The sequence below is a fragment of the Pseudomonas sp. OV226 genome, from assembly GCF_003148705.1.
In the GTDB taxonomy this organism is placed as follows: Bacteria; Pseudomonadota; Gammaproteobacteria; order Pseudomonadales; family Pseudomonadaceae; genus Aquipseudomonas.
The window spans coordinates 30655-52838 of sequence record NZ_QGGS01000005.1; the positions used below are offsets into that span (position 1 = coordinate 30655).

At 55.4% G+C, this 22184-nt stretch carries 33 protein-coding genes and 1 tRNA gene; 24 read left to right on the forward strand and 10 right to left on the reverse strand.

Annotation, left to right across the window (positions count from 1 at the left end; all coding sequences use genetic code 11):
- Positions 1-21 precede the first annotated feature (21 nt).
- The 5 genes from C7534_RS11300 to C7534_RS11320 form a co-directional block, all read right to left on the reverse strand.
- Positions 22-816 (reverse strand): ATP-binding protein, encoded by a 795-nt coding sequence (locus tag C7534_RS11300; RefSeq protein WP_109785813.1) that lies wholly within the window; start codon positions 814-816, stop codon positions 22-24.
- Complete coding sequence (locus C7534_RS11305) at positions 806-1648, reverse strand: DnaT-like ssDNA-binding domain-containing protein (protein ID WP_109785814.1); 843 nt, start codon at positions 1646-1648, stop codon at positions 806-808. The genes C7534_RS11300 and C7534_RS11305 overlap by 11 nt, the downstream gene beginning before the upstream one ends.
- On the reverse strand, positions 1648-2376 hold the full coding sequence (locus C7534_RS11310; RefSeq protein WP_109785989.1) for a Rha family transcriptional regulator: 729 nt from the start codon (positions 2374-2376) through the stop codon (positions 1648-1650). Before C7534_RS11310 ends, C7534_RS11305 begins: the two co-directional genes overlap by 1 nt.
- 149 nt (positions 2377-2525) lie before the next feature.
- The gene (locus C7534_RS11315; RefSeq protein WP_109785815.1) at positions 2526-3143 is read right to left on the reverse strand and encodes a hypothetical protein; all 618 of its coding nucleotides are present in this window, start codon (positions 3141-3143) and stop codon (positions 2526-2528) included.
- A gap of 272 nt (positions 3144-3415) precedes the next feature.
- Positions 3416-3622, reverse strand: coding sequence for a Cro/CI family transcriptional regulator (locus C7534_RS11320; protein ID WP_109785816.1), 207 nt, complete (start codon positions 3620-3622; stop codon positions 3416-3418).
- A 108-nt stretch (positions 3623-3730) separates the two neighbouring features.
- Between C7534_RS11320 and C7534_RS11325 the strand changes: the two genes are divergently transcribed.
- From C7534_RS11325 to C7534_RS11360, 6 genes are all read left to right on the forward strand, one after another.
- The gene (locus C7534_RS11325) at positions 3731-4603 is read left to right on the forward strand and encodes a S24 family peptidase (protein WP_109785817.1); all 873 of its coding nucleotides are present in this window, start codon (positions 3731-3733) and stop codon (positions 4601-4603) included.
- A 34-nt stretch (positions 4604-4637) separates the two neighbouring features.
- Positions 4638-4841, forward strand: a complete 204-nt coding sequence (locus C7534_RS11330) for a hypothetical protein (protein ID WP_109785818.1) — start codon at positions 4638-4640, stop codon at positions 4839-4841.
- Positions 4842-4875: 34 nt separating this feature from the next.
- On the forward strand, positions 4876-5064 hold the full coding sequence (locus C7534_RS11335; RefSeq protein ID WP_109785819.1) for a UPF0146 family protein: 189 nt from the start codon (positions 4876-4878) through the stop codon (positions 5062-5064).
- Positions 5065-5240: 176 nt separating this feature from the next.
- Entirely contained in the window at positions 5241-6416 is a 1176-nt protein-coding gene (locus tag C7534_RS11340) for an XRE family transcriptional regulator (RefSeq protein ID WP_109785820.1), read from the forward strand.
- The gene (locus tag C7534_RS11345) at positions 6416-6931 is read left to right on the forward strand and encodes a DUF4411 family protein (protein ID WP_109785821.1); all 516 of its coding nucleotides are present in this window, start codon (positions 6416-6418) and stop codon (positions 6929-6931) included. Before C7534_RS11340 ends, C7534_RS11345 begins: the two co-directional genes overlap by 1 nt.
- Positions 6932-7715: 784 nt before the next feature.
- Positions 7716-8867: a hypothetical protein gene (locus tag C7534_RS11360; RefSeq protein ID WP_256594765.1), complete on the forward strand. Its 1152-nt coding sequence runs from the start codon at positions 7716-7718 to the stop codon at positions 8865-8867.
- Positions 8868-8911: 44 nt separating this feature from the next.
- Here C7534_RS11360 and C7534_RS11365 read toward each other — a convergent pair whose 3' ends face one another.
- A complete protein-coding gene (locus tag C7534_RS11365) occupies positions 8912-9223 on the reverse strand; it encodes a DUF1654 domain-containing protein (RefSeq protein ID WP_109785991.1) in 312 nt (103 codons plus the stop codon).
- Between the two features lie 447 nt (positions 9224-9670).
- On the opposite strand from C7534_RS11365, the gene C7534_RS11370 reads away from it, so the two are divergent.
- The gene (locus tag C7534_RS11370; protein WP_109785824.1) at positions 9671-9859 is read left to right on the forward strand and encodes a hypothetical protein; all 189 of its coding nucleotides are present in this window, start codon (positions 9671-9673) and stop codon (positions 9857-9859) included.
- Between the two features lie 107 nt (positions 9860-9966).
- Positions 9967-10644 (forward strand): polysaccharide lyase family 7 protein, encoded by a 678-nt coding sequence (locus C7534_RS11375; protein ID WP_109785825.1) that lies wholly within the window; start codon positions 9967-9969, stop codon positions 10642-10644.
- 306 nt (positions 10645-10950) lie between these two features.
- Here C7534_RS11375 and C7534_RS11380 read toward each other — a convergent pair whose 3' ends face one another.
- Complete coding sequence (locus C7534_RS11380; protein WP_158283921.1) at positions 10951-11124, reverse strand: hypothetical protein; 174 nt, start codon at positions 11122-11124, stop codon at positions 10951-10953.
- 296 nt (positions 11125-11420) lie between these two features.
- Between C7534_RS11380 and C7534_RS11385 the strand changes: the two genes are divergently transcribed.
- The 10 genes from C7534_RS11385 to C7534_RS11430 all read left to right on the forward strand — a co-directional run bounded on the left by C7534_RS11385 (position 11421) and on the right by C7534_RS11430 (position 16435).
- Positions 11421-11858, forward strand: a complete 438-nt coding sequence (locus C7534_RS11385) for a hypothetical protein (protein ID WP_109785827.1) — start codon at positions 11421-11423, stop codon at positions 11856-11858.
- Entirely contained in the window at positions 11855-12046 is a 192-nt protein-coding gene (locus C7534_RS11390) for a hypothetical protein (protein ID WP_109785828.1), read from the forward strand. The genes C7534_RS11385 and C7534_RS11390 overlap by 4 nt, the downstream gene beginning before the upstream one ends.
- Complete coding sequence (locus C7534_RS11395; RefSeq protein ID WP_109785829.1) at positions 12043-12264, forward strand: hypothetical protein; 222 nt, start codon at positions 12043-12045, stop codon at positions 12262-12264. Before C7534_RS11390 ends, C7534_RS11395 begins: the two co-directional genes overlap by 4 nt.
- Entirely contained in the window at positions 12261-12461 is a 201-nt protein-coding gene (locus C7534_RS33290; RefSeq protein WP_109785830.1) for a DUF551 domain-containing protein, read from the forward strand. The genes C7534_RS11395 and C7534_RS33290 overlap by 4 nt, the downstream gene beginning before the upstream one ends.
- Positions 12462-12628: 167 nt before the next feature.
- Positions 12629-13729 (forward strand): hypothetical protein, encoded by a 1101-nt coding sequence (locus C7534_RS11405; protein WP_109785831.1) that lies wholly within the window; start codon positions 12629-12631, stop codon positions 13727-13729.
- A 7-nt stretch (positions 13730-13736) separates the two neighbouring features.
- Positions 13737-14519, forward strand: coding sequence for an ERF family protein (locus C7534_RS11410; RefSeq protein ID WP_109785832.1), 783 nt, complete (start codon positions 13737-13739; stop codon positions 14517-14519).
- Complete coding sequence (locus C7534_RS11415) at positions 14503-15120, forward strand: lambda exonuclease family protein (protein WP_109785833.1); 618 nt, start codon at positions 14503-14505, stop codon at positions 15118-15120. The genes C7534_RS11410 and C7534_RS11415 overlap by 17 nt, the downstream gene beginning before the upstream one ends.
- Before the next feature lie 9 nt (positions 15121-15129).
- Positions 15130-15615 (forward strand): single-stranded DNA-binding protein, encoded by a 486-nt coding sequence (locus C7534_RS11420; protein WP_109785834.1) that lies wholly within the window; start codon positions 15130-15132, stop codon positions 15613-15615.
- Position 15616: 1 nt separating this feature from the next.
- On the forward strand, positions 15617-15973 hold the full coding sequence (locus tag C7534_RS11425; protein ID WP_109785835.1) for a hypothetical protein: 357 nt from the start codon (positions 15617-15619) through the stop codon (positions 15971-15973).
- Between the two features lie 81 nt (positions 15974-16054).
- Positions 16055-16435: a hypothetical protein gene (locus C7534_RS11430; RefSeq protein WP_109785836.1), complete on the forward strand. Its 381-nt coding sequence runs from the start codon at positions 16055-16057 to the stop codon at positions 16433-16435.
- 197 nt (positions 16436-16632) lie between these two features.
- Here the strand turns inward: C7534_RS11430 and C7534_RS32315 are convergent, their stop codons facing one another.
- A complete protein-coding gene (locus C7534_RS32315) occupies positions 16633-17157 on the reverse strand; it encodes a hypothetical protein (protein ID WP_146206169.1) in 525 nt (174 codons plus the stop codon).
- 83 nt (positions 17158-17240) lie between these two features.
- Between C7534_RS32315 and C7534_RS11445 the strand changes: the two genes are divergently transcribed.
- The gene (locus C7534_RS11445) at positions 17241-18164 is read left to right on the forward strand and encodes a DNA cytosine methyltransferase (protein ID WP_109785839.1); all 924 of its coding nucleotides are present in this window, start codon (positions 17241-17243) and stop codon (positions 18162-18164) included.
- A gap of 27 nt (positions 18165-18191) precedes the next feature.
- On the opposite strand, the gene C7534_RS11450 is transcribed toward C7534_RS11445, so the two are convergent.
- The gene (locus tag C7534_RS11450) at positions 18192-18854 is read right to left on the reverse strand and encodes a DUF2971 domain-containing protein (protein WP_109785840.1); all 663 of its coding nucleotides are present in this window, start codon (positions 18852-18854) and stop codon (positions 18192-18194) included.
- Between the two features lie 113 nt (positions 18855-18967).
- On the opposite strand from C7534_RS11450, the gene C7534_RS11455 reads away from it, so the two are divergent.
- The 5 genes from C7534_RS11455 to C7534_RS11475 all read left to right on the forward strand — a co-directional run bounded on the left by C7534_RS11455 (position 18968) and on the right by C7534_RS11475 (position 21954).
- Positions 18968-19609: a hypothetical protein gene (locus C7534_RS11455; RefSeq protein WP_109785841.1), complete on the forward strand. Its 642-nt coding sequence runs from the start codon at positions 18968-18970 to the stop codon at positions 19607-19609.
- Between the two features lie 220 nt (positions 19610-19829).
- Entirely contained in the window at positions 19830-20018 is a 189-nt protein-coding gene (locus tag C7534_RS11460; RefSeq protein WP_109785842.1) for a hypothetical protein, read from the forward strand.
- Positions 20019-20389: 371 nt separating this feature from the next.
- Positions 20390-20593 (forward strand): hypothetical protein, encoded by a 204-nt coding sequence (locus tag C7534_RS11465; RefSeq protein ID WP_109785843.1) that lies wholly within the window; start codon positions 20390-20392, stop codon positions 20591-20593.
- 36 nt (positions 20594-20629) lie between these two features.
- On the forward strand, positions 20630-20842 hold the full coding sequence (locus C7534_RS11470) for a hypothetical protein (RefSeq protein ID WP_109785844.1): 213 nt from the start codon (positions 20630-20632) through the stop codon (positions 20840-20842).
- Positions 20842-21954: a phage integrase Arm DNA-binding domain-containing protein gene (locus C7534_RS11475; protein ID WP_109785845.1), complete on the forward strand. Its 1113-nt coding sequence runs from the start codon at positions 20842-20844 to the stop codon at positions 21952-21954. Before C7534_RS11470 ends, C7534_RS11475 begins: the two co-directional genes overlap by 1 nt.
- Positions 21955-22043: 89 nt before the next feature.
- Here the strand turns inward: C7534_RS11475 and C7534_RS11480 are convergent.
- A tRNA-Pro gene (locus C7534_RS11480) sits at positions 22044-22120 on the reverse strand.
- Positions 22121-22184 lie beyond the last annotated feature (64 nt).

Below are 22184 nucleotides of genomic sequence, written 5' to 3' on the forward strand. Positions count from 1 at the left end.
TGATTTGGGTGTGAAAGCTCATCAGAAGCCCTCCTTGCCGCGCTGAGATTCCCACTCGAACGGAATGACGATCACCCCACCCTCCCGCAGGCGATCCACACACCGCTCCCCCATGGCAGATGGCAGCGATTTTCCGTCGAGGTTTGAGATGATCACCGTGGGGCGCATCTGCTCGTACCGGCCGTTGATGATGGTGAAGATCGTGGTCAGCTCGAAGTCGCTCGGGGTTTCCTTGCTCACACCGATCTCGTCCAAAACGAGCAGAGACGGAGTGATCAGACCGGAAAGGATCATCCCCTCAGTGCGTTCCGTGCCTGCGCCGTATGTGGACCTGATGTCATGCAGGATTGAGCCAATCGTGCGGTACACGGCCGTAGCGGCTGTCTTGCGCATGAGCTCATTCGCTATTGCGACGCCTAGGTGGGTTTTGCCAGTGCCGGGCTTGCCCAGCATCAGCAGGCATCGGCCCGACTCGGAGATTTCCGGGAACTTGTCCACGTACTTGCGACAGATCCGAAACGCCTCTTTCTGCTCGGGAGACTCGGTGATGTAGCCGTTGAGCGTCTTGCCAGTGAAGCGCTTCGGAATAAGCGCGGAACCGAGCTTGACGGACAGCTCGTAACGCTCGTGAGTCTTGGCCCGCTCAGCCTCTTCTTCCTTCGCAATGCGCATGCAATCCGGGCAACCGGTTTTGAACACCTTGCCGAAAATCACGTTCACGGTTTGCGGGAACTGGCCGTGGTCATCGCATACGCCAGTGGTCGTTTGCGGAGCTGGCACGCCACTCGGCATGGCGATTACTTTTTCAGATCGCATAGCTGCCGTCCTCCCGCCGTGTCAGGCCGGCGGTGTAATCGCGCTCAGCGAAGCCGGTGTGACGGGATTGGGTTTCACGTTTCGGGAACTGGCGGACATTGCTCGCCCGGTTCTTGTCGTCCTTCACCCACTTCACCAGCAGGGAAACCCATTTGGATTGGGTTTGCAGAATGCCGGTCGTTTCATGGTGAGCGGTGAACGGGGCGATAGCCTCCTTGGTGAATACGTCAGTCGAGACGCCGAAGTGGACGCAGTAGGTTTTCAGGAGGTTCTCGCCGGGCATCCAGTCCAGAGTCATTTCCACAGGGGACTTTGGGTCGACAGGTTCCGGGGCTGCATCGATATCAAGTTCAGGCTGAGGTTCTTCACCCGCGCTGTGAGAGTGGTGTTGATCTTCTCCATTCCCTTCTACATCTACATCCCTTACGGGGTCGACTGGTGGTAGATCGGTCGACGACTCCTCGACGACTGCTCCGCTACCATTCGACGACTCCTCGACAACCAGTTCCGGAACCGGCGGATATTTGAAGTTCTTCTTCTCGATCTTCTGGTGTTTCCAGCCATTCACATGCAGGTACTGCTTGCCGTCTGAGGTGTAGCTACGAGTCAGGCCTGAACCTTCCAGTTCGCCCAGCAGTTCGCTTACCGCCTCGGTGGTGATGTCGTCACCAGGGAAGACAAGAGCCTTGATGGTTCGTGGAGACAGAGGGTGATTGCCGCCGTCGTCACAGAAATTCCACAGGCCAATAAACAGAAGGCGAGCCAACGGGCGACTCTCCATCACCTGTTCGCTGGACCAGAACTCGGGTTTGATAGTGCGGATTCTGGCCATTACTTGCAGCCTTTGCCGATCAGGTCGGCCAGTTCGAGGAAGCGATCGACGTACCAGTGAGGCTGCGTCTCGCGGGGGGATTGAGGATTGGTCAAATTCTTGCCAAAACGGAGGCCTTGCTCAGTCACAGACCAGAAGTCGACCATTTCCTGCTTGGAGTTTTTGCGCTGGAGCTGCTTGAGGAAGCCCTTGGCAGCCAGTGCGCGGTTGAATGCCGCCGGCGCAATACGGATGCTGTTGTCTTTCAGCAAGGCCGTGGCCGACTTGGTGGGCATCGAGGAGCCGCCGGCCGCATCAGGCGCCGCGTCGACGGCGTAGCCTGGGAGAAACTTCGGGTCGAGGCCGTTGTTCTGGGCAATCTTCGTCAGCATGGCCATCTGGCAAGATGGCGCGGGCTTCAGCAGGCGCGTGAAGCACTCAATGATGGCGATCTCGCCGACGACTTTGGTGCCATTCAGCAGGACCTGCTCGCGGGCGCCCTGCTGCTGTTCCAGTTCGCGCCACCGACGAATCACCTTCATGCGCATCGGGGCGCTGTAGCCGGTTAGCAGGCAGTCGGTGTGCTCGCGGTCGAGCATGTACTGGATTTGCTCGCGGTTGCGACCATCAAGGTAGATGTCCTCAAAATTGAGTGCATCTACTTTCAGGTCTTTGAGCATTGCCACGATGTCGCGCTTCACGTTGTCGTGCCGTTTACCGGTGACATTGGAGATCTCGCGGGAAGACATCGTGGTACGCGACACGTTTTCGGAATTAGCAAAACGTGTCGCGACATTGGGAGAGGTATTGCTTGAATGGAGTTGGCTCTGCATAATCGGCCTCATCAAGTTGTAATGAATTAGCCGGGGCGCAATCCCGGCTTTTTTGTGCCCGGGATTCAGGCGATGGATTTCAAATTTGGGCGATGCTTCACAAGCAGGGCCTCAGCCTTGCGACCCAACTCCCCTGCCCGTGCCTCAACTTGGCGGCACTGCTTGGCGAATGCCGGGAGGTGCGGCAAGTCCTCTTCGCACATCACCTGGTCGTCGAACACTTCGCTGCCGGTATCGATCACATCGCCAAGAGCGCGGATCAGAGCGCCGAAGCTTTTGTTTGCGCATTGGACGCTGGTCATCTGGCGGGCGCCTATCAGTCCATGGCGACCGGCCAGCTCGTTGATGCAGTGATCGCGGAACTCAGGCTCAAGCGCGTTGACCCACGCTTCCTCGAGCCAGGACGGCATGTCTTGATCGCCGGAGAGCCAGCGCTGAACACGCTTCAACCAACGGCCGGTTGCCTTCACAAATTCACCGACATCGTTCTGATCGGTCAGCGCGCTGAAGTCCGGTACCTCTTTGGCTGCGGCCTTTCCCGGACAAGCCAAGTGCAACTCGCGGCTCAGCGCCTGGGCAAAATCGTCTTGGCTCAGGCTGGTGCGAGCTATTTGGTTCGCCGCGTGCGCGACCAGCACCTGGTCACGGGTTTGTGCGCTGTGTCTTGGACTGGACGTTTCCATGGGGCTGTCTCGTTCGTAGTCTGGGTACATTGAAAATCTGCTCTGATCAGGGACGCATCCATGACCAATCATTCCGAATTACAAGGCGAGATAGCGGCCCTTTGCTGCTTGGTGGTCGCCTTGGCTTCCACCCTTCCCTTGTCTTCTCAACTCAGGCTGTGGCCTGCGTTTGAGCGGGTTGCCGGCCCCTTACGTGATCGGCTCGGCGGTGATGAGCTGCGCGGTTTTGAGCGTGCAACCGTCTCCCTCGCATCCAGGCGGACGAAAGTGATTTAGGCTGCAGATCTCTTCGCCGAAGCCTGCGCCGGGAAAGACTTGAGCTCATGAGCCTCAAAGGTCCCGTCTTCATTGCAGGTAACTGAAATGTTTCGCTCGGCGGAAATGGCCTTACTGATTGCAGCAGGGCTGACCCCAAGAGACTTAGCCGCAAAGGCCTGCCCTTTCGTATCAACCAGCTCTGTTAGTGGGATCTGCTTCATTCTGAAAATCTCGAATGGTGTTTTCGAGAACGATATTAACCGCCGGTTAGGTTTCTAGCAACACCGCCGGTTGCCGCAATTAAATTAACCAACGGTTAAATTTCACGGATGAGCAAAAAGAAAGAACTGTCCCCAGAGCTGAAAGCTGAGTGCGACGCAGCGAAGGCGCTTTTCGTATCGAAAAAAAACGCCCTTGGCCTCACTCAAGCGAGCCTTGCAGAAGCAGCTGATATTTCTGCTGCCGCTGTCGCTATGTACCTGAACGGCACGAACCCGCTGAACGTAAAGTTCGCGGCGGTGCTGTCTCGCCTGCTGGATGTACCAGTTGAGAAGTTCAGCAAGAGATTGGCGAAGGAGATCAGCGGACTTACCAGCAGCGCTGAGCGCACCACCGCTTCAACGCCAGGCGCGACAGCTTCGGACATCGTTCGTCAAATGCTAGAGAAGCAGGGGAAATCGCTACCTGAGGCTGCAAGGAAGAGGTTGCTTGCAGCGGCAGAAGCCGACGATGGCGGCGGAGTCATCGAATTGGATTACTACCGCCCAGGCGCCATGGGGGATGAGGTGTGGATCGCGCATTACGACGTCCGCGCCGCGATGGGTGGTGGCCAGATCCCGCACGACTACCCCGAGATGTTTCAGGACGTGCGCGTCAGCCCCCAGCATTTGCGTGAAATGGGCGTTGAGTTCAAAGAGCACTTCCACCTGAAGATGGTGACAGGCTGGGGGCAATCGATGGCGCCGACGATAAAGCACCGCGACCCGCTCCTGGTAGATGTCAGCGTCCGCGAGTTCGTAGGCGACGGGATATACATGTTCTCTTGGGAAGGACACCTGTACATCAAGCGTCTTCAGTGGATCGGTGATGATCAGATCAAGATGCTTTCCGATAACGATAGGCATCCCCCGCAGACGATTAGGGCCGATGAAACCTTCATCCAGGCACGGGTGCTGCTGGTCTGGAATGCTCACCTGGTGTAGTTGGGTTGTGCCCGAATATGCAGAAGTTCTGAAAATGCCGAAGAAAAAGCCGGAAAGTCAGGCTGCGGTGACCGCCGGCGAGATAGAGCGCTCTATCCAAGCCTTGAACAAAATGGCTGAACGTCTCTGGGGAGATTGCCGAGAGGCCGAGGCGAAAGCCCTCCTCGATGCCTTGGATGCTCTAAACCGGGCGCTGGATCGGATCAGGATTGGTGAAAGTCGCAGGGTTCTTCATTGAAGACCGTCTTGGTTCTGGAGCAAGGGTTGATAGCATGGCGCACTCACTTCAATACCAGATAACCGAATCCGTTCGCGTCGTTGAGATCGAGGTAGGCAAGCTGCTCGATTTGGCAGCAATGCTGAAAGACGCGGGAAATGATGTCTTGGCGACGACTGTCTCGAACCAGGCGAATAAGTTACTTGAGGCTGCGGTAGCACTGAGAATCGTTATGGCAGTCTGAATGCAGGACTGATGTGGCGGGAGGCGGGAAGAATTGTGCGGAGCAAGGCTGATTAGCCACTCAGAGCATGACCCATGCACTTGCGATAGACGGTAGAGAAGTTCAGTATCCCGCAAAACCCGCTACTGTGATAATGGATGATTTCGCAAATGAAGACGGAGCTGAAGCGGTGATGTATGCCGGGAATTAACCCAGAAGTGCTTGTATGGGCACGAGAGACTGCCGGCCTTAGCAGAGAAAAGGCCGCCAAAGCTCTAGCTATTGGTGGGAGCAAGGTTCCTGGGTCAGAAATGCTCCGGCGTTACGAGGAAGGCGAAAAGGAGGCTTCCCGAACGCTTATCGCAAAAATGGCCGGGGTGTATCGTCGCCCGCTTCTTGTTTTCTATCTGCCATCCCCTCCAGCTCAAGCAGAGCGAGGCGAAGATTTCCGCACACTCCCTGAAGAGCTCCGCATCGAAAGCAAGGGGCCTCTTGATGCGCTAGTGCGCGATATTTATGTGCGGCAAGATCTGATCAAAAATGTCCTTCAAGATGTTGAGGAAGCCTTCCCTCGGGATTATGTCGGCAGCGTGAAAGTTGATTTGGAGCCTGCTTCTGTTTCTGATTATCTAGGTAAATTGATCGGTTTTGACATCAATCAGTTTCGGCGTTATGGAAAATCTGAGGAGGCGTTTGCTTATCTTAGAAAGCTAATTGAGGAAATGGGAACGTTTGTTCTGCTCATTGGAAATCTAGGCAGCCACCATACAAACATACCTGTCGAAGCTTTCAGGGGTTTTGCATTATCTGACAAAATAGCCCCATTCATTGTTATCAACGATCAAGACGCGCCAACCGCCAGATCTTTTACGCTCCTTCATGAGTATGCGCATATATTGGTTGGGGTCACTGGTTTAAGTGGGATCCGCGCAGAACAAAAAATCGAGCGGTATTGCAACGACATCGCCAGTCTTTTATTACTTCCGCCAGCTGATTTGAACAATCAGAATTGGCATGCAGAAAGCATAGATATTCTCACTCAGAAAATTTCCGGGTTCGCGAGAAGCATAAATGTCAGCGGTTCCTTGGTCGCTTACAGACTGCTAACTTCTGGGGTAATTCAGCAAGAAACGTGGACTATCCTTTCTCAGAAATTCCGAGAAATATGGGCCGCTCAGAAAGCGGCAGAAAAAGACGGTCGAGACGGATCTGGCGGTCCAAGCTATTACGTTGTTCGGCGTCATAAGCTCGGTGGGGCAATCGTAAATCTTGTCCAACGAACGATGCGCGAAGGCGCATTAACGGCGACAAAGGCAGGAAGAGTACTGGGCGTAAAGCCCGCCAATGTCTATAACTTGGTTGGCACATTATAATGGCGCTTGATAGGAAGCTTTACCTGCTGGATGCAAACACGTTAATTACGTCCCACGGTGTTTATTATCCGCAAACGATGGTGCCAGAGCTGTGGTCATGGCTTTTGCATCAGAGCCAAAATGGTCGCATAAAGATGCCTATCGAAATCTATGAAGAGATTCTGGCAGGTAAAGAAGATATTTTAACTGGTTGGCTTAAAAAACCGGAGGTTAAAAATAATCTAGTGCTTCAAGAAGACGTTGACCCGAGGACTGTTGCGCACGTCACTTATAACGGGTATGCCGTAGATCTCAATGAAAATGAACTCGCATATATTGGGCGAGATCCATTTCTAATTTCCTACGCATTATCCAGCCCTGTTGATAGATGCGTAGTCTCTCTTGAAACATCTAAGCCTTCAGCGCAAAGGCAAAATAGGAAGGTCCCTGATGTGTGTAAATCACTAGGTGCACAGTGCTGTGATGTCTTCAGTATGATGCGCGCACTCGACTTCAAAACTGGATGGGACAAGTAAGTCGTATCCAAGCGATTGTTAAAGCCCGGCCCAGCGCCGGGCCTTTCGTATCTGCCCTGTCACGCCATTGTCACTCCTGCCAAGCACAATGCGGTCAGCCAAAAGGATTTGGCCCATCTCATCAGAGCCCAGCCGTCGCGCTGGGCTTTTTCGTTTCTGCGACATGCTTTTCACGTAGAGCTCACTAGGCGGGGCGCAGATTATCCCTACTCCTTTGCAGAATCCCATTAGGCCCGCCCGCACGCGGGCCATTTTTTGGCCTAATTTCCCCACTTTCGGTTCACGACTCCATTTACCGCGTGATTTCCCCCGGCGCTGCCACTTATCGGCCTATCAATTCAGCGACGCAATTTTCACGCAACGCTCACAGGATTGAGGGCAGATTGAACTGACAACAGGAGTTGACCCCAAACAGGAAGCCCGCCATGCGCGGGCTTTTTGTTGTCAGCCATTCCCGCTACTACGCTTTCCTCAAGAACTGGAGGAACAGCCATGCCAGACCACCTTACCCCACTCCGCCCTGCTCTACCGCCTGAACCAGAACATCATGGCCCTAGGCTGTGCCGTTGAGGAGATCGGCATTTGGATCGATCAGCGTGGTTCTACGGAAGTGTCCGACCGTATTGAGGGGCACCTTGCAGTCCTCACTGAGAATGCAGACTTCATAGCCGAGACCATCGCAGAACTGATAGCCAGGTGTGAGCCTGAAGAAGAGGAAGATCCCGAGGATCTGAACTACCCAATGGTGGCCGTACGCCACGAATGGTAAAGTGCGGACTCAAGTATGGGGGGATTCAAATTGCGCAAGCACGGATACATTTTTTGTTTTGTAGCTGCCATCATTCTCCAAGGGTGTATGGAAAAAGACCTCACTCCAGAGCAAAAGGCATATGTTGCCAGCTTAGAAACGGAGCTTGCGCAGACAAAACAGGATATAGATGCTGGCACTCGGTCAGCGGCCGTCTATAGCGGAGGGCTGATAAAAGATTTGATTTCAACTCGGGTTGAGATTCTTAAAACCAATCAAGCGCTGTTAGAGCAACGAATTTTAGCCGTCCAATCACAAAGTAGCGTAACTATAGCCACAGTTACCTCCAAGGTGGATGAGGATCTCGCCAGTAAACTATCAGTCGAAATAACGCAAGCGAAGGCAGGCATTGCCTCTGCAAAAGCTGAGGCCGCCCAATACAGCGGCGGGCTGATCCAAGCATTGAAGCTCTCCACTGTAGCGACTAGTGAGCAGACCCTCGCGATGCTAGAGCAGCAGTACCTAGTGGCAAAATATGGCTTAAATCCTATTCGTGTATCTGCACTACCGTCATCCGCGTTGAGCGCAGTTCCGACCACCTCGACTGCCCCACCCCAGCTACTAGCCAAATCTAATCTTCTTCCACCTGGATCTGGCCCGTTTGGATTTGAGGCGGGTATAAGTGGAGATGCCATTGAAAAAATGACAGGAGAAGCTCCACGGCTCGCTAAAGAATCTGAAAACCTTTACTTGCTCGATAGGGCTCCTAAGCCTAACGATGCTTTTGAGCAATATGGCTTGGTCATATCCCCGACAGTCGGCCTTTGCGTGGTTCGGGGGATAAGCAAAACCATCCAAACGAATGACTTCGGGCACCAGTTACAAGCAGCCTACGGCACCATGAAGGATGCCTTGACCTCAATTTATGGAAAGCCGAAGACCTATGACTTCTTGATGCCAAGCAGCATTTGGAAGGACTCAAATGATTGGATGACCGGCCTTTACAAACAGGATCGAACTTTAGCTGCAGAATGGAGGGGGCCCGGAATCAAGAACGACATCAACAGCATTTCAATTGATGCACGAGCGCTTTCCAGGGATAAGGGCTACTTCGTAGTGGAGTACACCTTTAACAACAGCCCAGAATGCACTGCGGAGTTGAAAAAACAAAAGAACGACTCGCTGTAATCCGCCTCTAAAAAGCCCGCCACTCGCGGGCTTTTCTTTGCCCGTCAGAAAGGCGCCGACTCCTCTACTGGCTCTATCACCTCTACTGGTCGATCCTCTTCAGTGCTCGCCTCCCACTTCAGCGTTACCGACTCATCGTCGTTGAACGTTATGTCTATGCCATCTGTTTCGTTGAGCAGTCCCATCACCTCCTCCCACTCCCGATCCCCATCGGTGTCCAGGCGATGGATCGTCACCCAGCGCTGAATCTGCGCTACGGGGTGGTTGATCATCGACGAAACGCGAAGCCCCAACCTTTCAATCCCGCTCATCTCCAGCCGCACTACCTGCTTTTCTTGTTTTTTCGCCTTCGCCATTTCGCCCCCTAATACTGGATATATATACAGCGAAGGCCAAAGCATACGCCACAACCATAGAAAATAAATTAACCGGCGGTATTGACTACGCGTAAACCGGCGGTTAATTTACATCCATCGCCACCGAGTACCCAAAAAGGGACCGGCAGCGAAGGGTCAACACCCGCCGCTCTTTAACAGCTCAGGATCCTCGCCATCGACTACCCCGGGTTTCAACCGGTAAGCGCGAGCAACAAATAGTTGATGCCACGCCAGCTCTGGAACTGGCCGTGCTCACCAGATGTGAGTACGCGAAACCACGCAAGCCAGCCGTACCAGCACCGAACACGAAATGTGCGGCGACGGCCAGAGATATGAATCCGGCGATGCGCGTGGTGGAGAAACGGAATTTTTCACTGATGCACCTGGTTACGCGGGTGCATTGGGAAAACAACCGGAGCAACTGTCATGGATCAACCAGCAATAGAGCCAACCAAATGCACCCGCTGCGGCAAGCCCGCAGACTTCGTCACCTATCGAAACATCATCTACCAGGCATACGACCAGGCGCGGAACCGCAAAGTGGTTCGAAACGATCGCTTGCCGTTCTGCAGCGAAGAACACGCAAACCATGAGCAGATGAGCCGTGAAGGCTGACCGCATCACCTCTGCCCATTCAATGAGTGGGCTTTGGGATGTAGGCCTGCATCAAACGAAAGGCTCAACTGAGCAGAAGACGACATCAATGGAATGAGGCACAAACTATGACTGTAGACATCAGCAACTTCACCATCGCTACCCCGCTTCCGATCTCCGATACCAACCCGATTGCGCTTGAGCTTATCGGCTGGCGGGCACTACTCGAGTGTCCAGACGTTGTCTCGATGCTTCCCGATGGTTCGCTGCAGATGACGGCGCCGACACTCGGAGCATCGAGCAAGAGCACGAAACGGACCCGTTGCGAATGGAAGGAGCCAGGTTATTGGTTGTTCTCCAGCGCTGCTGATCACTGGAATCGCCAGGAAATGCGACTGACGAAGGTCAACTCGCTGCAGAAGGTTGTGATCGCTCAGATTCATGTGAAGGATTCGGAGCGACCACCTGTAAAGGTGTTCTGGAACAAAGGCAAAATCATCATGGGTTTCCGGTCGAGCTACCTGCAAGACGATCCGGTGAACTCCACAGTACTAGAGAGCGTGCCGCTCGGCGCACTTTTCAAAATCAACATTCACGCCAATTCGAGCGGCGCCGTTTCCGTATCGGCGAGCTGTAACGGCGTCAAATCCACCTCCGCAATCATGCATCTCGACAACACCTGGGACACCAAAACTCTCGCCTTCCACGGCGGCGTGTACAACCAGATCGATTACTCCGACACCACTGACCCAGAAGACGGGTCGGTCTGCATCATCAGCGATTTGTCCATCACTCACGGCTTATAGCGCCTACCGATGCGGACGAAACCCCGGCTTATACCGGCCACCTGCATTTATCAAACAACCCGGAATGGGGGATTGGCAGTCATGCACCAGTAAACGATCCACTCGCGTGGCGCGGCAAGCCTGAAGGCTGCACCCAACACTCATACAGGCAGCGGACAGCAGGGCCGAAGATGTGACCGCGCATCAACCGGGGATCGGTAGGCCCAACCGAACGACATCGCACATTGCTGATGCTGCAAACCCAGGCCGTCGCCAGTAGCGGGCCTGGGGATTTCACAGATTAGTCTTGGTGAAGATGTAGTGGGATCAGAGCGGGTTAGTCGTCTCTATCGTCACGATCGCGATCGTGATTGCGCTCATACCCTTGATCATTGTCGCGACGATCATATCTGCGGTAGTGCCCTCGGTCATCGTCATACCCTCGGTCGTATCCACGACCATGATCATAACCCCGATCACGACCGTACCTTTCTCCGTCATCCCAGTGAGGCCCGCAGCCTCCCAGCAGGAGAGAGCCTGAAATGGCCATGAACATTATTACTGCACGCTTCATCTGAACATCCTAAAAGCAAAGGTCGGCGATATGACCGTCAGCCGGCTCAATGATTCACTGGTGAGTTACATCAAACCCATAAGCCAAAACCAACGCTGAATTCGCAGCACGCCCCTCCCCCGACACCACCCGCATGCACTCCCCTCCGCGCCCAACGGCAACCAGCGGAAAGGATGAGTGCAGCCGAGTTTTGTTGGATCAACACCGCCATCTGGAGGCGACCATGAACGCAGAACTGAAGACTTGTCAGTTCAACTACGACGCGCAGTTGCCTCCGGCGGAGAGTGAGCCAGATGAGCAGCGCGAATGGCTGGAAAGCGCCGCCGAGCAGCTGGTGTGCGGCTCGGATGTAGCGTGGAAGCGTCGGTTTGGAGCGATGCAGAAGGTGACCACGGCGGAATACGCCACTCACTTGCAGCTGTACCTGACCCAGCGCCAGATCGACGGGCTGGATGATCGCGACTCTCTTGCCAGGCTCGTCATCAGCTCAGCCGTCGGCAGTGGCAGCGACTGTCGAACCCATGCCAAGTACCTACTTGGCAGTGATCGGCTGATCGAACGGCTGGAGGAGATAGCCGCTGATCTGCTACGACCACATGCCGCCGATGCGACAGCGGCCCAGCGCGAAGAAGACGAGGACGATGTGGAGAGCGACCTGTGAGTCCGCACATATTGATCGACGAAGCGTTGGACAGCCTTGAGCATCCAGACAGCCCACCCGGCAACAGCATCCTGGTGCAGCAGATCATCACCAACCTGATGACCGACCAGCTGATCACCCTCGAAGAATTCAGCCACTACTGCCAGCGCCTACTGAAGCATTGCAGGCAGCATAAGGAGTTCGCATGACCATGCCAATCGTGAAAAGCTTGATTGACGAACAGCTAGACGAGCTACCTGAGCATTTGGCCGTGCCGAGCGACCGCCTGCTGATGGTGTTCAAGGGGCCGACAATGTGGGAGGCCATGCAAGCAGCTGAGCGAGCTCATATCGAAAACCCGAAGGCTTGGAGTCGGCGCGCCTGCCTGTGCGGTGAATGGACTTTGGCGTACGAGGTTCGGGCATGAGTGAGTGGATCAGGGTAGAGGACAGCCTGCCAGCTCCGAACAAGGCAGTCCTTGTCTGCCGGGTAGGAAAGACGAGCTATTCTCCATTTATGGCAATTCGAAAGGACCGCGACCAAAAGCCGTGGGAGTACATCGACGGCGATACTTGCCACACAAGGATTACTCACTGGTTTCGTATTCCGGATACGCCGAAATGACCAGATACCAGCGCGCTAAACGTACCGTTCTTTTTCGCGGCTGTGCGATCGCCGTCTCCGCCCTCCTCTTCCTGATGCTGCTCAGCGCTTTAGCTGACCGCGTTACTCAGTAACCCCCCTCATTTTTCGCCTTCAAACGCTGCGTACATCGCGGCAAGGATTCTGTCGTGTCCGCAAATACCGAACTGGCCGTCGTGCCGCCACAAGAAACCGCCCTGGCCGTCTACAGCACAGAAAAAGGCCTTGAGCCTTGGCTCCAGGTGATCCGCTCCAAGATCGACGGCTTCACGCCGGACATCAGCACTCGCAAGGGCCGCGAAGCGATCGCTTCGCTGGCTTACGCAGTCGCCCGTTCCAAGACGGCCCTCGATGATGTAGGCAAGAAGCTGGTCGCCGACTTGAAGGAAGTGCCGAAAAAAATCGACGCTGAGCGCAAACGTGTTCGGGACACATTGGAAGCTTGGCAGGAAGAAGTCCGTCGGCCGTTGAACGAATGGCAGGCCGCCGAGGATGCTCGGGTCGACCAGCACAACGCAGCGATCGAGCGGATCCGGTTTCAGTCAATGGACTTGGACGGTATCACCGCAGAAGACCTGGCAGACCGATTCGTTCAGCTTGAAGCAATCGCCCTAGGCGATATCTGGGAAGAGTTCGAGGCCGAGGCAGCCCGTGCCAAGGATAAAGCCCTCGGAGTACTGCGCGCCGCCCTCACCGCCCGCCAGCAATACGAAGCCGAGCAACTCGAACTGGCCCGACTGCGAGCAGAGAAGGAAGCCCGCGACAAGCAGGACAACGAGGATCGCATTGCCCGTGAAGCCGCCGAGCGCGCCACACGGGAAGCGGAGGAAAAGGCCCAGCGTGAGCGTGATGCCGAAGCTCAGCGTGTCCGTGACGAACAGGCAGCCGCCGAGAAGCGCGAAAACGATCTGAAGCTACAGGCCGCAGATGCTGAACGCCGCGCCGAGCAGGCGAAGCGCGAGAAGATCGAGGCAGATCAGAAGGCTGAACGTGATCGCTTGGCTGCCGTGGAAAACCAGAAACAAGCCGTTGAGCAGGCCCGTCTGGATGAAAAAGCCCGGGCTGACGCAGCAGCGGACGAGATCCTGCGCCAAGAAAAGCTGCGTGAAGCTGACAAGGCTCACAAGGGCGCGATCTACAAAGCTGCCAAAGAAGCATTCATGCAACACGGCATGACCGAGGACTGCGCTCGCCTGGCTGTAAAGCTCGTCGCGAGCAACCTCATCCCTGCAATGTCCATCAAGTACTGAGGTCGCCATGAGCAATCTTGCAGTGACAGAGAAGGTCGAGCGCTTGCCGGCCTTACAAACCGAATCCGCGACGATCATGTCGATCATTCAGCAGGTGGCCATGTCACCAGACGCGGACATCGACAAGATGGAACGCCTGATGGCGATGCACGAACGCTTCCAGGCGCAGCAGGCCAAACAGCAGTACGACGATGCTCTGGCCCAATTGCAGGAAGAGATGCCGGTCATCGGTGAACGGGGCGGCATCAAGGACAAGAGCGGCCGCATCCAGAGCACCTACGCGCTCTGGGAAGACGTCAACGAAATGATCAAGCCGGTGATGGCCAAGTACGGCTTTGCCATCACATTCCGTACCCCGAGAAACGAGCGCGGCATTGAGGTCGAAGGCGTGTTGAGCCACCGCGCGGGACACCGAGAAGTGACATCGATCGTTCTGCCCGTTGACGCATCGGGCAGCAAAAACGGCGTCCAGGCAGTCGCCTCCAGCGTCAGCTACGGCAAGCGGTACACCGCAGGCCTGCTGCTGAACATCACCACTACCGGCGAAGACGATGACGGCAATGGCCCGGCCGCGCAGGTAACGCCGCGTGTGACATCCGCTCAGGCCGCACAAATCGCGATGCTGCTGGAAAAGTGCAGCGACAAAGCGAAGTCAGCGTTTGCAGGAATTCACGGCTCGCCGACCGCTGTCGAAAAATCCGTGTTCGACCAGGTGCTGGCGATGCTCACGAAATCGGCAGCCCAAAACACCAAAATCACCGAGGGGAAAGACGATGCAAATCATCAGTAACGTGGAGCAAGGCACCCAAGAATGGCTGGATCTGCGCCTGGGCATCGTGACCTGCTCGGAGCTGGATAGCCTCTTGGTCAACGGAAAAGGTGAAGCAGGTTTCGGCGCCGGCGCATTCACCTACATGAATACGCTGATCGGTGAGCGCATCACCGGCGAAGCAGCGGATCCGTTCCAAGGCAACCGGCATACAGAGCGCGGCCATGAATATGAGGGCGTGGCCCGCGGCCTGTACCAGTCGCAGGTGGACGTCATCACCAACCAGGTTGGGATCATCCTAAACCATGGAATCGGCTACTCGCCTGACTCGCTTATTGGCGAGGACGGGCTTTGCGAGATCAAAACCAAACTGCCGAAATTTCAGGTCGAGGTGATCCTCTCCGGCGAGATTCCAAAGGAACACGTCGCACAGTGCCAGGGTGGTTTGTGGGTTTCGGATCGCGAATGGATCGACTTTGTCAGCTACTGGCCGGGCATGAAGCTGTTCGTGAAACGCGCCTACCGCGACGAGGTGATGATTCGCAAGATGAGCGAACGGGTCAAAACCTTCTACGAAATCCTCGACGAGCGCATGAACCGCGTGCTCGGCATTGCCGCTTAAGGAACCCCCATGCCAACACTTACCGACGTCGGCCGCATTGGCCGTGACGCTGAGCTGCGCTACACCAGCGGCCAGAACCCAACGCCTGTTGTCGCTCTGACACTCGCGTGCGACTACGGCCGAAAGATCGACGGCAAGAAACCCACCCAGTGGGTGGAGGCTGTCATCTTCGGCAAGCAGGCCGAGGCCTTGGCCCCCTATCTGCTCAAGGGTCAAATGATGCACTTCACCATTGATGATGTGCACATCGAGGAATTCAACCGGGCCGATGGCACACCCGGCAACAAGCTGACGGGCAAAGTAATCGTGATCAAGTTCGCTGGCTCCCCGCCGCAGGCATCCAATCAACCGGCACCGCAGGGCCGTCCGCAACAAGCCCGACAGCAAGCTGCAGCCCGCCCTGCGCAGAATCAGCAAGGAACCAACGGGCCGAACTACGACAGCTTCGACGACGACATCCCTTTTGCCCCACACCATCACCTGAACGGTGCCTGATATGGATCCAGCAATCGAAGAAGCCGCCAAGCGGCAAAGCGGACTCGAGGCGGCGAAAGCTGCCTTCTTTGCATCTGGTGGTCAGGCTCAATTGATTCCGACCGGCATTGGCAAGGACAGCCCAGGCGTCGAGCAGGTGCCGAAGCCAGCGTACGGCTACCGAACCGCTGATGCGCCGAAGAACAAGCGCGGCCGGATCATCAGCGACGAGGAGAGACTCGAGCTCGCCGGCCGGCTCATGGAGTGCAAGGCCGCCGGAATGTCGCGCTACAAGGCGAGCAAGCACATCGGCATCAGCGAAACGCTCTGTCGAAAGCTGATTGCCGAACACTCGCTAGACTTCCCGGCGTCGCAATGAGACGGCTCAGCAACCAGGTGCGCCAGCGCCGACGACAGACATGGCTGGATCTACCGGCCCACGGAATTGAAGAGGCAGGCCATGGCCAAGGAACACCAGGAGCCGACAGCGGAAGCCATCAAGCAGCGCAAGAAGCGCGAGAAGGACGCGGCCAAGAAAGCCGCGCTGGGAATCGAGAGGTTCACTGTTGACGTCGCCGGGGTGTTCAAGCCTGACATCAAGCGCCTGATGAAAGAACACGGTTTCAACAACCAGCAGGAGGTGTATCAGAACCTGCTGCGCAATGTGATCGCTGCGGACTTCGAAACAGCTGCTCGAATGCTTCGCTGTGTCACGACACCTTATGAACCCAGCGAAAAGGTGTTGCGACAGTTGCGGGATGCAGGCCTGCAATACCTGGCTAAGCACCCCAGCGAGCCCAAAGACGAAATCGAAGAGCCGTCAGTCAGTAATTCGCGGTAGTGGTTCAACTGTCGAAAACTCTTTGACCTCATCGCGTGGATGGGAGCCGAGCAAGTTGCCGAACGCATCTTTCACGACGTAGTTACCTTCCTGCTCTTGGACCTGGGTTGCATGTTCATAAATACGGTAGTGATCTTCGTTGTCCCTGAACCATACTGGCATTTTTCACGCTCCGCTTTTATATTCTGGCAAAACCGTTATTGGTTCGCTTCTATCAAACCCGAAAGCGTATTTTTTACAAGCTGAAGCCTCTCAATGCAATTTCTGCAAGCGTTGTAGTGATCGATATTTTCAGGCAGCTGCCTGATTGCCCCAGGGTTCGACACCTTGAGGTATTGATCAGCCTCAATTGCACACTCACAAGCAAACTTAAGATCAGTGAGTAGTGTGACCTCAAAAGCCACAACCATACTTGCTGGTATCTCGGTGAGCGCTTTTCCCAAGACACTTAACTGTCGCGACCCATCACTTGCCAACCATCTGTTTTGGTAATCAGTTTCCAGAAGAGCCTGACTTAGCTGCTGCATAATTTTCTCAAGTGGGTCAGCCAAGTAACTTAAAGTTCGGAGAATATTTCGACGGTCTCGTTTTTCTCGCACCTTTTCGTGTGCAATCGGAAAGTATCCTGCTGCGATAATAGCGCCAATTGAACCAAACGCTTGAACCCAAGACGCGAGCCCTGGGTGATGTTCAATCCAGCACGAAACGAATTCCCAACTCATTTCTCACCCCACCTCCGGCTCCATGCCGGGCCGAACACAAATACCCCACTTCAACGAATCACGCCAGCCGGCGAGGATCTCCAATGCCTACAGCAATCGATTTGTTCGCCGGTCTCGGCGGATGGTCAACCGGTGCCCGCAATGCCGGCATCGACGTACTCTGGGCCGCCAATCACTGGCCAGTCGCGGTTGAATGGCACAGCGCCAACCACCCGGGCGCTATTCACATTTGCCAGGACCTGCACCAGGCGGATTGGTCGAAGGTGCCCGCGCACGACATCATGCTGGCCTCGCCTTGCTGCCAAGGACATTCGAAGGCGCGAGGCAAGAAGTCCGGTAATGCTCAGCATGACGCATCGCGGTCCACAGCTTGGGCGGTTGTGTCGGCTGCCGAGTTCCACCGGCCAGAAGTAGTGCTGGTCGAGAATGTGGAAGAGTTCACGGCTTGGGCCTTGTACCCCGCATGGTCGCAGGCAATGGCAGCGCTCGGTTACATGCTCGCGCCACATGTGGTCGATTGCGCAGATCTCGGCGTGCCGCAGCACCGCGTGCGCCTTTTTCTGGTCTGCACCCGAAGCAAAGCACCGCTGAACCTTCAGCTGCACCAGCACCGGCATGTGCCAGCCTCATCCTTCATTGATTTTGAATCGGGCAAGTGGAGCCTGGTTGTGAAGCCGGGCCGGGCCGAATCGACCCTGATCCGCGTGAAAAATGGCCGAGAGCGCTTCGGTGATCGTTTCATAATGCCCTATTACGGGTCCGGCTCTGGCCTGACTGGCCGCTGCCTGTCGCGTCCAATTGGAACCATCACCACACTGGATCGGTGGGCCTTGGTACGCGGGAATGAAATGCGGATGCTCTCCGCCAACGAGGCGCTTGCAGCCATGTCGTTCCCATCGGATACAAAGCGCCCAGACAATCACCGGCTGACCATGCATATGGCAGGGAACGCAGTACCACCTCTGGCCGGCCAACGGGTCATCGAGGCGCTCAAAGCCGCCGCCTGAGGAACAGCCTTTGCCTAGGCCGCAGCACTACGTCCAAAGTGATTCATCCTTATTTCGAACCATTTGAAAACTTCCGAAGGCGGGTCGAACCTTAAATGATTCAACGTATCCATAGTCATCACCAACTGCAGATGCAATTTGCGCCCTAGTGATCTTGCTATGAAAGCCAACTTGAATTTCCTTGAGGATCAGCCCCTCATCAAATTCTTTAAAATAACGACCGCCCTCCTCAACTTCCAGCCGTGCAAAGCATCTAGTTTCATCCTCGTAACTCCACGCTGAGTATTTAGTAGATAAAATTTCCTTCACCCACTTCTCTGCAAACCTCGGATCTGTGGGAAAGCTCACACCCTTAAGACGCCCATCAAGGTATTTAACATCCATCAATAAATCTTCGCGGATATCAAACCCAAGACATAAGCCAGTATTTCTTTCTGCATAATGCGCCCATTGAACTGGACTATAACTCGACTTACTGAAGCAAAGAATACCAAACTCCTTACTGAATGACTCTTTTCCAAACCTAGATAACTCGCGAACCGATGGATTTCTTACATCATGACTAACCATTTCAAAAGGATCATTTAACCCGAGAATCGTGGATATTTTCAGTCGCTTCTTTTGGATGTTGTCCAACCCATGACCACTCTTAATAAAGTGGTACACGCGCCGCATTTTTTTCTCGCTCATTGAAACCCCAGAACCTAAAAGAAGACCTAAGCCGTCGAAATTTTCAGTAAAGCAAATTGCTCACTAAGCCACCACCCTCCATCGCCCGGGCATGCCCCGGCATAGGACGCCCCATGCCCACAGAAAACAAACCGGCCGTGCCGCTGCAGATTGAGCGGTCGACCGTCACGAAGCTGGTAATCACCGGCGCGCCACGGCTCGACCCGATCACCGTGTTCCTCGAAGACTTCGGTCGCCGAGACTGCCCCACTGAAGGCGATCCGCACTACCAGACAGCCCAGGGCAAGATCACGATCAACTGCTGGGACAAGAGCTGGAACGCTTATTGGGGCGGTATGGGGCCGCGCACCGTCGCAGAGTTCGTCACCAACTGCGGCTGGGACTACATCCTGAACTGCTTGGATCGCGGGATCAGTTCCACCGTCTTCAGCGGCGACGCGCTGCACGCCCTGGCCAAGAAGTGCATCGTCCAGCGCCGTCGACAACAGACCGGGCGCCATGACTGGGAATTGGGCGACCTGAGCAAGGATGAAGCCCGGGAGCTTTGGCATGACATCGATGTTTTGCGCAGCATCGAGAGCCCAAACGAATGCTGGCATCAAAGCGCGCTACTGACTGACTTGTTCGGAGAGGAATGGCATTACCCGCTCGATGGTAAGGCGGTCGAAGAAAACCACGATTTCACATACCTACGCCGGATCGTCGAGGCCGTCCAGGCAGCGCTAAGCCAGGACCAGCAGCAGGTGGCCGCATGAAGCGCATCTACCTCAAGGGGTAGATGAAAGTAGAGCTCGCCCAGCTCCAGCCTAGCAATCCGTGCCTGGTAAAGAGCCGGAGTTGAGCAAGCGGTCAAATTTTATCAACATGGATCCATTCTCGCATAGTGGCTTATTGCCTCACCTGGTATGGGAATACTTCCAACCCCCTCCCCCTTCAAAGTCAGCCGCTATAGCGGCAAATGACAGGTATTGCCCAATGAAAAGAACAGTCGTACTGACCGGCAAGGCGGTCGTGAATTTTCGAAAGGTGATTGAGGACATGGATGACGATGAGGTTGCCGAGTTGGTGGCCAGCGACGACTTGCGCGGGGCGCAGATCGATGATGACGACCTGCTTGATATCGAGTGGATTCATGACGAAGTCGACATGAAGGTGACGCCATGATCGCCCTCGCCTGGTTCGCCTACGTGTACTGCTACAAAGGACCATAGTGAATAGAGTCCGCCCCACCAATTGCTTCAGGGACGAGCTGATTGGGCAGCAACTGGCGAGGTGGACAATTGAACGTTAGCTGACCTTTGTCGCTTGTCCGCTCCCTCCTATCTGAATTGATGCCCACCCTGACCAGCTGCGGCCACTCAGCATTTCTCTGAAACAGCTGGCAGGGCGAACTTCTGAACCTTATTCGAGTGGGCCCTCCTCGTATATCAGCTAATCCCTGATGCCCAGCGTCATCGCTCCCGTCGAATTCATCCCACTGCCCACCAAAACCTTACAACTCACAGCCTGCCGGTGAACGGCGGGGAGGAATTCGTATGTTCATCTGCTCGGCAACAAAAATAGGTCGGTGTAAATCGCTCGGCGACCAGATTCGAGTGTTCGCCCTTCGCCTTGGTGGAGGCTGGAGTGAAGCCAGGGAGGATCTGGCAAAAGAGGCAGAGCAATGGTTTGGCCGCGAGCCTGTAACCACCAAACAAGACTGGCGGGCTGTGCGCGCAGAAGTCTTTCGAACCGAATAACCACCTTCTGCCGCCACGCGCGGCATGGAGAACCTAATGAAACGAGAGCTGATCAAAATCAGTGAGTTCCAGCGCCGGCGCTGGGGCGAGAATGGAACGCCGCAGTGCCCGCAGGCAATCCGCAACCATATCCGTAACGGCATGGTGCCCGGCGAGCAGATCGGGAAACTTTGGTACGTTGACTGGACCGCGTTCAACCGGTCGAACGGCAACGACCTAGTCGCGATGGTATTGAAAGGAGCTGCATAATGGTCCCACGGCCGCGCAACAAGGCGAACAAGAGCCTGCCGCAGAACCTGTATTTCGATTCGCGGCGCTCGACTTATCGCTACCGGCGGCCAACCGACGGGAAGTGGTTTCAGTTCGGAACCGATCGCATCAAAGCAATCGATGCAGCGAAGCAACTGAATCTGGAATTCATGCGCGGCGCTGACCTGATCGGCGCCGTGATGGGCAGCTCATCAGAATCATTTGCCGGCTTCCTCAACACCTACGAACGCGACGTTTTGCCACCACGCGAGCTCGCCAAAGGTACGCTGGGTCTTTACGCCGTGCACTTCCGGCGCTTTCGCAAGCAGTTCGAGGGCAAGGCCGTCGATCAGATAACCATTCGCATGGTCGCGGAGATGCTGGACGCGCTCACCCCGCGCACGGCGAACCAGTGCCGGGCGCTGCTGATCGACATCTTCAATCACGCAGCGTCCAAAGGACTGTGCCCGGACAACCCGGCGGCCAGCACCATCAACCGGATCGAGAAGAAGCAGCGCAAACGCCACACGGTTGAAGGACTGAAAGCCATCCGGGAGAAGTCGCCGGCTTGGCTGCAGAACGCAATCGACCTGGCATTGATCACCGCCCAGCGCCGGACAGACATCCTCGATATGCGTTTTGATGGCAGTCGGGAGGGTTACCTGTACGTGGTGCAGAAGAAGACGGCCAAGGCCAGTGACGCGGCATGGATACGATTTCTGATAACGCCGGAGTTGCAGGCGGTCATCAGCCGATGCCGCGACGATGTCGTATCGCCCTACCTGGTGCACCGGAAGCCCGAGCGCCGGAAACAGAAACAGGCGCAGACCAAGGATCACTGGACGAAGGTTGAGGAGAGATATTTGACGCGAACATTTAAGGAGGCCAGGGAGGCGGCGAACTGCTACGCGGGATGGAAGGAAGAAGAGATGCCGGGCTTCCACGAAGTGCGAGCGCTGTCGCTGCACCTGTACAAGAAAGCCGGAAAGGACGGTCAGAAAATTGCTGGCCATGCGAGCGAGGGCATGACCAGAAACTACCAGCGAGACCACGAGGAAATCGTCTGGTCCGAAGCAATTCCGGACCTGAATATCAGCGAAATCACCGGGTAGTTTTGCGCCAGTTTTGCGCGGGTTTTGCGCAGACACAAAAAAGCCGATCCATCTGATCGGCTCAAGAGTCTGATTTTACTAAGAAAATATGGTCGGGACGGAGTGATTCGAACACTCGACCCCTAGCACCCCATGCTAGTGCGCTACCGGACTGCGCTACGCCCCGACTAGGCGTGAAACTCGTCCCTCTTCTCGAGGGACGCTCAAGAATATATCGCAAGCGTTTGAAA

Excerpts from the sequence above, each read along its gene's own strand:
- C7534_RS11300 (WP_109785813.1), bottom strand. The coding sequence starts at position 816 with ATGCGATCTGAAAAAGTAATCGCCATGCCGAGTGGCGTGCCAGCTCCG.
- C7534_RS11305 (WP_109785814.1), bottom strand. The coding sequence starts at position 1,648 with ATGGCCAGAATCCGCACTATCAAACCCGAGTTCTGGTCCAGCGAACAG.
- C7534_RS11310 (WP_109785989.1), bottom strand. The coding sequence starts at position 2,376 with ATGTCTTCCCGCGAGATCTCCAATGTCACCGGTAAACGGCACGACAAC.
- C7534_RS11315 (WP_109785815.1), bottom strand. The coding sequence starts at position 3,143 with ATGGAAACGTCCAGTCCAAGACACAGCGCACAAACCCGTGACCAGGTG.
- C7534_RS11320 (WP_109785816.1), bottom strand. The coding sequence starts at position 3,622 with ATGAAGCAGATCCCACTAACAGAGCTGGTTGATACGAAAGGGCAGGCC.
- C7534_RS11325 (WP_109785817.1), top strand. The coding sequence starts at position 3,731 with ATGAGCAAAAAGAAAGAACTGTCCCCAGAGCTGAAAGCTGAGTGCGAC.
- C7534_RS11330 (WP_109785818.1), top strand. The coding sequence starts at position 4,638 with ATGCCGAAGAAAAAGCCGGAAAGTCAGGCTGCGGTGACCGCCGGCGAG.
- C7534_RS11335 (WP_109785819.1), top strand. The coding sequence starts at position 4,876 with ATGGCGCACTCACTTCAATACCAGATAACCGAATCCGTTCGCGTCGTT.
- C7534_RS11340 (WP_109785820.1), top strand. The coding sequence starts at position 5,241 with ATGCCGGGAATTAACCCAGAAGTGCTTGTATGGGCACGAGAGACTGCC.
- C7534_RS11345 (WP_109785821.1), top strand. The coding sequence starts at position 6,416 with ATGGCGCTTGATAGGAAGCTTTACCTGCTGGATGCAAACACGTTAATT.
- C7534_RS11360 (WP_256594765.1), top strand. The coding sequence starts at position 7,716 with ATGGGGGGATTCAAATTGCGCAAGCACGGATACATTTTTTGTTTTGTA.
- C7534_RS11365 (WP_109785991.1), bottom strand. The coding sequence starts at position 9,223 with ATGGCGAAGGCGAAAAAACAAGAAAAGCAGGTAGTGCGGCTGGAGATG.
- C7534_RS11370 (WP_109785824.1), top strand. The coding sequence starts at position 9,671 with ATGGATCAACCAGCAATAGAGCCAACCAAATGCACCCGCTGCGGCAAG.
- C7534_RS11375 (WP_109785825.1), top strand. The coding sequence starts at position 9,967 with ATGACTGTAGACATCAGCAACTTCACCATCGCTACCCCGCTTCCGATC.
- C7534_RS11380 (WP_158283921.1), bottom strand. The coding sequence starts at position 11,124 with ATGACGGAGAAAGGTACGGTCGTGATCGGGGTTATGATCATGGTCGTG.
- C7534_RS11385 (WP_109785827.1), top strand. The coding sequence starts at position 11,421 with ATGAACGCAGAACTGAAGACTTGTCAGTTCAACTACGACGCGCAGTTG.
- C7534_RS11395 (WP_109785829.1), top strand. The coding sequence starts at position 12,043 with ATGACCATGCCAATCGTGAAAAGCTTGATTGACGAACAGCTAGACGAG.
- C7534_RS33290 (WP_109785830.1), top strand. The coding sequence starts at position 12,261 with ATGAGTGAGTGGATCAGGGTAGAGGACAGCCTGCCAGCTCCGAACAAG.
- C7534_RS11410 (WP_109785832.1), top strand. The coding sequence starts at position 13,737 with ATGAGCAATCTTGCAGTGACAGAGAAGGTCGAGCGCTTGCCGGCCTTA.
- C7534_RS11415 (WP_109785833.1), top strand. The coding sequence starts at position 14,503 with ATGCAAATCATCAGTAACGTGGAGCAAGGCACCCAAGAATGGCTGGAT.
- C7534_RS11420 (WP_109785834.1), top strand. The coding sequence starts at position 15,130 with ATGCCAACACTTACCGACGTCGGCCGCATTGGCCGTGACGCTGAGCTG.
- C7534_RS11425 (WP_109785835.1), top strand. The coding sequence starts at position 15,617 with ATGGATCCAGCAATCGAAGAAGCCGCCAAGCGGCAAAGCGGACTCGAG.
- C7534_RS11430 (WP_109785836.1), top strand. The coding sequence starts at position 16,055 with ATGGCCAAGGAACACCAGGAGCCGACAGCGGAAGCCATCAAGCAGCGC.
- C7534_RS32315 (WP_146206169.1), bottom strand. The coding sequence starts at position 17,157 with ATGAGTTGGGAATTCGTTTCGTGCTGGATTGAACATCACCCAGGGCTC.
- C7534_RS11445 (WP_109785839.1), top strand. The coding sequence starts at position 17,241 with ATGCCTACAGCAATCGATTTGTTCGCCGGTCTCGGCGGATGGTCAACC.
- C7534_RS11450 (WP_109785840.1), bottom strand. The coding sequence starts at position 18,854 with ATGAGCGAGAAAAAAATGCGGCGCGTGTACCACTTTATTAAGAGTGGT.
- C7534_RS11455 (WP_109785841.1), top strand. The coding sequence starts at position 18,968 with ATGCCCACAGAAAACAAACCGGCCGTGCCGCTGCAGATTGAGCGGTCG.
- C7534_RS11460 (WP_109785842.1), top strand. The coding sequence starts at position 19,830 with ATGAAAAGAACAGTCGTACTGACCGGCAAGGCGGTCGTGAATTTTCGA.
- C7534_RS11465 (WP_109785843.1), top strand. The coding sequence starts at position 20,390 with ATGTTCATCTGCTCGGCAACAAAAATAGGTCGGTGTAAATCGCTCGGC.
- C7534_RS11470 (WP_109785844.1), top strand. The coding sequence starts at position 20,630 with ATGAAACGAGAGCTGATCAAAATCAGTGAGTTCCAGCGCCGGCGCTGG.
- C7534_RS11475 (WP_109785845.1), top strand. The coding sequence starts at position 20,842 with ATGGTCCCACGGCCGCGCAACAAGGCGAACAAGAGCCTGCCGCAGAAC.